Genomic DNA, 7,822 nt, shown 5'->3' with positions numbered 1-7,822 from the left:
AGGTGCTGCGCTTTATGCATGATTGTCTCCGTCGATGCCCAATTGCCCATTTAGCAATGCATGTGCAGATGTTGCAATGACCACCTGATTTGCTAGAAAAAAAAGCTTGCCAGTTATGGCCTGTAGAAGAGTTGGTCTGGTCAATTTCGGCATCGGCAGACTGGTCAATTTTTGGTCGGCGACAACAGCCCTACGCCAAAACAACGATTCTGGTGGTGGGATATCAACCCATGCTGGGGCAGGTGATTGCCCAGCTGATTGGTTTGCAGACTATGGATGCACCATCAAAAAAGGCGCAGTCTGGTGCCTACGCAACCGCTAACGCGATGCATCGGCCCCGACCCTTGTGGCAACAGTTCAGTCGCCAGAATTTCTCTAGCAGACTTTTGGGTCCAAGTCGCCATCACCGCAGTGACAGATTATTTCGCTCTGTTGTCCTTGGGGCGTCCTGGCTTGATGGAGGGTACGACATTCAGTGCGCTCAGGAATGCACCATCCGGCATAGCAGCCAGTGCCTTGACACCGGCGCGCAGTAACTCGCTTTTCTTGACCGGGTGGGCGAGTTTGTCGGCGCGCTGTTTCAGCTCGTCCAGAACGGCGTATTCGGTCTTGGGGATGGTAAAGCGGTCGCGAACCAGTTTCGGTTTTTTGACCTTGATGGTTTTTTTGGTTTTGGGTTTGACCAACGCCTCGGACTGGGGCTTTGCTATGGGTTGCGTCGATTGGGCGGTTCGACTGACTGCCGATTTGCGCGGGGCTGCTGTTTTCAGGGATTTTGTTGCCTCGGTAGCAGCAGGTTTGGCTGCTAGTTTCCTGGTAGTGGTGGCCATACTGGATTCCCTTTTGTTAAACAACGTTCAAAGTCTATATCGTTACTGATCGTGCATGCAATAAATGAATTGCATGGGTAGTCAGAATCGATGTTTGCATGGACCAGATCTACCCCGGAACATTGTGTTATCCCGGCCTTGTCTGCCCCATGGCGACGCCGCGCAAGAATTCCACCAGGCCAAGGTCCGCTTCCAGCCGGGCGACCAACGCACCCGCCTGGATGACATCCCGTGTGGCGCCGATGTTTGTCTGCAGACTGGTCGCTTGCTGGTACCAGCGTTGCGTATGCTTCTTGGGTAAAAGCGGATGCAGTGCCTCGATGCCGTAGCGCATTCGCTTGGCGAGGATTCGAGCACGGTGCTGACTGTCGGGGTTGCCGGTATCCTTGCACGCGACCTTCAACTGCTCATGCAGACGGACAATGCGGCGCCTGGCCCAGCGGCGCAGGGACTCTTTCGGTTCAGCCTTGGTATTGCCTGGCCTCGGAGAAGCAGACAAGCCTTCCAGCCATTGTGTGATCGCAAGCAAGGTCGCACCGACCGCTGGCACGTCGAGTGCGTAACGCACGGCTTTGCGCTGGAGGGTGGCGGCCTGCGTCAGGGCCTCGGTCGTTGCCTGCCACGCTTTTTCGCGTCGGGCGTCCCCTGCCGTATAGGCGTCCGCCAGCGGCGGGAGCGTATCGGTCCGGGCCACATCGAGGTCCCGCAGTTCGCCCAAAAACGTTAGAAGCGGTCGCAGTGCCTGCCAGGACGGCGCCGCGTCGAGCGCAAGGGCTGGCTTAAACAGCCGCAATGCACTTCGGAGGCGTCGCCAACCGACCCGCGCCTGATGCACCACTTCAGGATCATCCGAAGTGCGCAGCGCGTTCAGGTTGGCGATGAACTGGCAGAACATTTCGCGCAGCACAAGTCTTGCGGCCTCAGGCAATGGCAGATCAGGCGTCAGCTTGGGGGGCTGGGCGCGCAGCGGCATGTCTAGGCAATTCTGCGCCAGGGCGTAGCCGCGCTCCGCCTTGCTCATGGTCAGCGGCAGCACGGCAAGGGTGCGGGCAATCTGCTGAGCGATGTCGAACAGCGCTGCCGGCTGACCCACCAGTAGTTCGAGCTCCAGCTCGCAAATGGGAGTGCTCTTCTCGCCCGCCACTGTCTGCCCGACGTCCAGCGCCACTTCGACCAAGCTGCCGTCGCGCCGGCGCACCGACCAGCTGGTTCGCTCGAAGGTCGTCACAAAGCTCGGCGCCAACGCCGCAAACACGGTGCCATCAGGGTCAATGCGGGACCATGGCGTCGCTTTGAGAGCCTCCAGGGACAACGCTGCGCCGGGCACGGGCACTTCCCATTCGCCACGCTGGCTCAAGGCCGAGTCACCAAGGCCGCCCGTCTTGAGGGTCTGCAGCCATTGCGGCTTCGCTTCACTGCCAACGCGCCGTATTCGCAACGCGATGCGCTTCTGGCGCAAGACCTGCTCGGGTGTGTCGTAGTAGGTGTTGTGCAAATGCCGGTGCGTCGGCTTGCGACGCGCCAACAGCGGTATCCGGGTCAGTTGCTTTGGCAAGCTCGACGGACCGGACGCTGGCAGCGCCAGCTTGAGCTCGATTTCCTGCGAGCTGTAGATGAGAGCAACTGGTTTCATGGGTTTCACCCCCTGTTCGAATTTCCAGGATGTCCTTCATCCGGGGTGAAGGAAAACGGACTTGCTGACGCTCGCGCATTCTTTCAGGATTCCCCTGAAGATGGTCTATCACCATGCCTCAATGACGGACCAAGGTCAAGGAGATCTGCTAAATACATTGACCGTGATGGAGTTTATTATTTTAAAAAAATTGTGGGAGAAAAATCATGTCCAGAAACCTTGATAACCTTAAAAAACTGTTCCAAGAACTGCAAGTTCGCTATGGGGCGGATGATCCGATGGTCTTGCAAGTGAAGCAAGAACTTGAGGGTCGTCAGGCCATTGAATCCTTGCATCCGGGCTGGCCAGTCACTGACCGCAGGCGCTCCGCAGGGAAAGCCACTGAACACCATGGGAACGCCGTATCAGGCGGTTGATGTCCGGATCAGACATTTCGGGCGATGTATGAAGCTCATTACCTGGAATATCCAATGGGGACGCGGGGCCGATGGCAAGGTGGATCTTGACCGGATCGTGTCCCATGCAAGCCGATTGGCAGATTTCGACGTGCTATGCCTGCAGGAAGTGTCGGCCGGTTACCCCGAACTGCCGGGCTGCGATGGCAGTGACCAGTTCCGGGGCCTGGCCGACCGTCTGCCGGGCAATACAGCGATCGTTGGTGTGGCCACCGACACTCCCCTTCCCTCTGGCGGGCGACGCACCTTCGGCAACATGATTTTTTCGCGCTTTCCCGTGCTTCAGGTATTCCGCCATCTGTTGCCCTGGCCGGCTGACCCCGGCGTTCCCAGCATGCAGCGGATTGCCATTGAAGCCACGCTCGACACGCCATTGGGTTTGGTACGCGTCACCACCACCCATCTCGAATACTATTCCAGCCGACAGCGCGCGTCCCAGGTTGAGCGGCTGCGCGAGTTGCATCAGGAAGCCGTCGCCCAAGCGGGTAGCCTGCGACCCGGTGAAGTAGCTGAAGGCCCGTTCTTCTCCGTGCCACGTTCTGCAGCATCGATCCTGACCGGTGACTTCAATTGCCTGCCCGAGTCCGCCGACCGGGCCCGGCTGCTCGCCACGATAGACGATGCCACGCCACCGTACCGGGACGCGTGGGAAATCACCCATCCCGGTGAGCCGCATGCGCCAACGGTGGGCATTTGCGACAAGGCGCAGTGGCCCGGCCCACCGTTCACCTACGACTTCATCTTCGTGAGCGAGGACTTGGCGCCTCTGGTGCAAGAAATGCGGGTGGACTCGACCAGTGACGCCTCTGACCACCAACCGGTACTGCTCGTACTCGCCTGAGTCTTTGAGCGGCAGTCAACGCCACTCATGCACGACTTTCAGGCAATACCCACGCGTCAGTGATGCGCAGCGTCTTCCAGCCATTGACCACGGGCTTTTCATGCAGGAGCAAACGTATATTCAATAGCGTTTCAGGCAGCGCAGTGCAACATCCCTCCATGGCATAGGAGTCGCCCTGAAAGAAAACATAGTCGGCCCGGACATTCAGCCCTTTTCCCTGCCCCGCTACCTCAAAAGCCGATGGCTGGATTGAAACCCATACCTTGGCGGTTGCCGGCTGCTTCTGGCAGCGCGCGACGAATTCGTAGCCATTGAGCTCCAGCCAGACCGTGTGCTCACCCTGCGTTTTCACGACCGTGGCGGGCAGAATATTTCTGCCACCTACAAAGGTTGCCACCATGCGGCTTACCGGTTCCTGCGACAAGATCATGGGCGTTTGCAACTGCTCAATGCGGCCCTCTGAAAGCACGGCGACCCGGTCTGCCAGAGCCAGCGCCTCCTCCTGGTTGTGGGTGACGTAAACGATGGAGATCTTTGGATTTCTGGCCCTGGCGATATGGCGCAGCATGCCTCTTCGCAGCTCCACATCGAGACTGGCCAGAGGCTCATCAAACAATATGGCCCTGGGGTGGCCGACCATGGCACGCGCAAGCGCCACCCGCTGCTTCTGGCCACCAGAAAGCTGATCGGGATAGCGGTGCTTCAGCGCTTCAAGCTCGACGCTGTCCAATGCCTCATTCACGCGAAGTTCCAGCTCGCCCGTCCTCTTGGCATTAACGAGCAGCGGAAACATGACGTTGTCAAACACCGTCATCTGCGGCCATAGCGCATGATTTTGAAACACCACCGCCACTTTTCGCTCTTCAGGCGTCACATGCAGGCCGGGGCTTGATACAACTTGTCCATCGATTGCAATCACCCCTGCGTCGATTTTCTCCAGCCCTGCGATGGCTCTGAGGATGGTGGTTTTTCCTGAGCCGGAGGGCCCCAGCAGTGCAACAAACTCGCCGTCTGCAATCTCCATGGAGACCCCCGCCAGCGCTTGATGCGCGCCCGATCCTTCCCCGTATTTTTTGGCGACATTTTGAATGCTTATGCGCGCCATGGCAAAACCCCTGAAGGAAGACGGCGCCCAGCCAGACTGGCGAGCAGCATCAGGGAAACGGTTATCAAGACAGTCAAAACACCGATTGCTGAAGCAGCGGCCGATTCTCCGCCCTGCTCCAGGCTGAACACGGCAACGCCCAGCGTCTCGGTTCCGGTTGCCCAGAGCAAGGCTGATATGGTCAGTTCGTTCATGGCGAGCAGAACCACCAACGTGGCGCCGGCCGTGATGGACGGAAGCAGTGATGGCAGGACGATCTGGCGCATTCTGCGTCTGAAGCTGGCACCAAATATTTCGGCCGCTTCAAGCATCTCGGTCGGAAACTGCTGGAAGCCGCTGATGACGGGACGCAACTGGACAGTCAAAAACCTCGCAAGATAGGCGATAAAAATAATACCCAGGGTGTTGTAGAGCGATACGTTCAAGAAAGGCAATGGCAGCAGATACAGCAAAATCATGGCCATGGCCAGGACCACGCCCGGAATCACATATGGAATTTCAATGACTCTTTCAAGCTTGATGAACAAGCTGTTTTGGCGATATTGAATGAGGTAGGCCAGAAACAGGGACACGGCAGCAAGAATGAAGGCCGCGCCAAAAGCCAGTACCGTGCTGTTGACAAAAGCGCGAGCCGTCGCTTCATTGCCGCTCAAAACGTAGACATAGTGGGCCAGCGTTGCCGTATCCGGGGTGACGGAAACCCCCGGTGCCTGGCTGATGGAATCTGCCAGCAATGCAAGCATGGGCACGATGAGCAAGAGCGCAATCAGGCATCCCGTGAACAACTCAAGCCAGACGCGGCTGGCACCCAGGCTGAAAGGAGGCTCCGGATATCTGACCGTCACCACGCGGTAATGTCCACGTCTGATGCACAGATGCTGCGCCACGACGCCCAATCCGGCCAGCACCGCAACCAGGACGGAAAGCATGACCACATTGGGAATGACGCTGGGGCCGAAGCCCGAAAGCTCCCTATAAATGAGCGTCGGCAAGACCAGGTAATCCCCCGGTATGCCCAAAAAAGCCGGTATGCCGAAATTTCCGATGCAGGACACAAAGGCCAGCGCCGCGCCTGAAGCAAATGCCGGCGTAATCAGCGGCCAGATGACTTTGCGAATCACTTGCGTGGGACGCGCACCGCACACCCGTGCGGCTTCAACCACATCGGGAGGCACATTGAGCAGTGCCGCCCTGACCGTCAGGAAAACCAGCGGCGCAAAGTGAATCCCAAGCAGAAAAACAATGCCCTCCCGGGTCTGCAGCGGATTGCCCCAGGCAGATGCCGACTGCAATCCCATCGAAACGAGGGCATCGCGCATGGGCATCCACAGCTGCAACCACGCCAGCGCGACCACCTGGGCGGGCAACATGGCCTGCGCGACAAAACCAAACACGAGCATCTGCCGGTACCGAATTTTTGTCAGTGTCACCAGGGTGGCCATGAACAACCCATAGACGGTTGCCACCAGGCCGCCCAACAGACCCACTTCCAGCGAGTGTCGGGTAGCAGTCCAGGCGGCACTCGACGTGACAGCAGAAACCACCATGCCACGCTGGGGCCCGACCAGGGCAGACGCTACTTCATACAGCAGCCGCGCAATCGGCAGCAAGCAAATCACGGCCAAAAATGCCAGTACAAGCCAGGTCAGAATTCGCTCATCGTTCCAGCGCCCGAGCGGTGCAGGCTGATGCGGTAATGCAAAACCAGGATGAACAGAAAGCTTGCTTGTCACTGTGGCTAACGCGTCAACCGCCGAAGATGGTGGAGAACCGTTTTTTATCATCCTCTGCTGTTTTCAGGATATCGTCAGCGTCAATCTTCATGAACCGAAAGCTCTTGCCAGCAGGATAGCCTTTTGGCGGCGGCACATTGCTGGCCAGGGGCAAATAGCCAAGTGTCGTCGAAAACTCCTGGCCTTCCCGTGAAACCAGAAAGTTGACGAATGCTTCAGCCGATGCCACATTTTTGGCCGTGTTCAAAATTGCGACCGGCTCGGTAACAAAGGTCAGGCCTTCCCTGGGGATGACAAACTCGACCGGCGAACCCTTGGCCTTTGCATTCAAGGCCATGAAGTCAACCAGAATGCCGACCGACTTTTCACCGCTGGCAACCTGCTGCAGTACAGCACCGTTACCCTGCACGGCAACCGCATTATTGGCTTTGAGCCCCTCGATGAATTTCCACCCGAGCTCAGGCGCTTTGGACCATGTGCTCACCGTGATCGCGGCCGCGCCCGAATAGAGAGGACTCGGCATGACGATATGTCCTTTCAGCGCCGGGTTCAGTAGATCAGCCCATGAAGCCGGTTTGAAACTGGACTTGCTGTTGTACACAATGCCGGTCGTGATCAACTTGGTACCCACATAGGTACGCTGCGGGTCAAAAAACGCCGCAGGAATTCCAGTCGTGTCGAGGTTGCGCATGCGCATCAGCCGCCCGTCTCCCTTGAGCGCTTCCATTGACACGGAATCTGCAATGAGAAGAACGTCCGGGCGGGGAGCACCCGCAACAATTTCAGTGCGCAGCCGATTGATGACCTCGGTGGTTCCGGACCTGAAAACCTCTACCTTGACATTGGGATAGCGTTTGTTGAATGCAGCAAGTGTCTCTTTGACATCGCGCTCTGGCTGCGACGTATACAACACCAGCGGGCCCGATAGTGATGAGGTCTGAGCCTGTGCGGCCAAGGGCGCGAAGCCCAAAAGTGCGCAAGTCAGCCACGAGAGCATGCTGCGGACATACAGAAGAAACCGGCTTGCGGTCGAGCCTGAGTGAATCATGAAAATTCCAGTGTTGAGCCTTGAAATATGGGATCATGACAAACCAATATGACTGTTCGGTGACAGGTCACGAACGCGGTCACCGTGGATTGTCTGCATGCATCACCTGACAGTTGCTTAAGCTGCAATTTCCCGTGCCGTGATATGGTACTTAAAATCATCCGGCGCATAAGAGTC

General features: G+C 57.7%; 7 protein-coding genes. 2 read left to right on the top strand and 5 right to left on the bottom strand.

The window, feature by feature from the left end; translation table 11 throughout:
- Positions 1–419: 419 nt before the first annotated feature.
- A complete protein-coding gene (locus B3F77_RS15205) occupies positions 420–830 on the bottom strand; it encodes a hypothetical protein (RefSeq protein WP_293605764.1) in 411 nt (136 codons plus the stop codon).
- Between the two features lie 127 nt (positions 831–957).
- Positions 958–2,463 carry a CYTH and CHAD domain-containing protein gene (locus B3F77_RS15200; RefSeq protein ID WP_293605763.1) on the bottom strand — a complete coding sequence of 502 codons (1,506 nt, stop codon included), beginning with the start codon at positions 2,461–2,463 and terminating at the stop codon, positions 958–960.
- A gap of 206 nt (positions 2,464–2,669) precedes the next feature.
- On the opposite strand from B3F77_RS15200, the gene B3F77_RS15195 reads away from it, so the two are divergent.
- Together B3F77_RS15195 and B3F77_RS15190 are read left to right on the top strand one after the other, a co-directional pair.
- Positions 2,670–2,879, top strand: coding sequence for a hypothetical protein (locus B3F77_RS15195; protein WP_293605762.1), 210 nt, complete (start codon positions 2,670–2,672; stop codon positions 2,877–2,879).
- Positions 2,880–2,907: 28 nt separating this feature from the next.
- Positions 2,908–3,759, top strand: coding sequence for an endonuclease/exonuclease/phosphatase family protein (locus B3F77_RS15190; protein ID WP_293605761.1), 852 nt, complete (start codon positions 2,908–2,910; stop codon positions 3,757–3,759).
- Between the two features lie 25 nt (positions 3,760–3,784).
- Here the strand turns inward: B3F77_RS15190 and B3F77_RS15185 are convergent, their stop codons facing one another.
- The 3 genes from B3F77_RS15185 to B3F77_RS15175 form a co-directional block, all read right to left on the bottom strand.
- Entirely contained in the window at positions 3,785–4,864 is a 1,080-nt protein-coding gene (locus B3F77_RS15185) for an ABC transporter ATP-binding protein (RefSeq protein ID WP_293605760.1), read from the bottom strand.
- The gene (locus B3F77_RS15180) at positions 4,852–6,483 is read right to left on the bottom strand and encodes an ABC transporter permease (RefSeq protein ID WP_293605759.1); all 1,632 of its coding nucleotides are present in this window, start codon (positions 6,481–6,483) and stop codon (positions 4,852–4,854) included. Before B3F77_RS15180 ends, B3F77_RS15185 begins: the two co-directional genes overlap by 13 nt.
- Positions 6,484–6,610: 127 nt before the next feature.
- The gene (locus B3F77_RS15175) at positions 6,611–7,645 is read right to left on the bottom strand and encodes an ABC transporter substrate-binding protein (RefSeq protein ID WP_293605758.1); all 1,035 of its coding nucleotides are present in this window, start codon (positions 7,643–7,645) and stop codon (positions 6,611–6,613) included.
- Between the last annotated feature and the right edge of the window lie 177 nt (positions 7,646–7,822).

Source organism: Polaromonas sp. UBA4122, from assembly GCA_002381615.1.
Lineage (GTDB): Bacteria > Pseudomonadota > Gammaproteobacteria > Burkholderiales > Burkholderiaceae_C > Polaromonas.
Note: the sequence above shows the minus strand (reverse complement) of the source record. Positions and strands in the feature narration are given on the sequence as shown.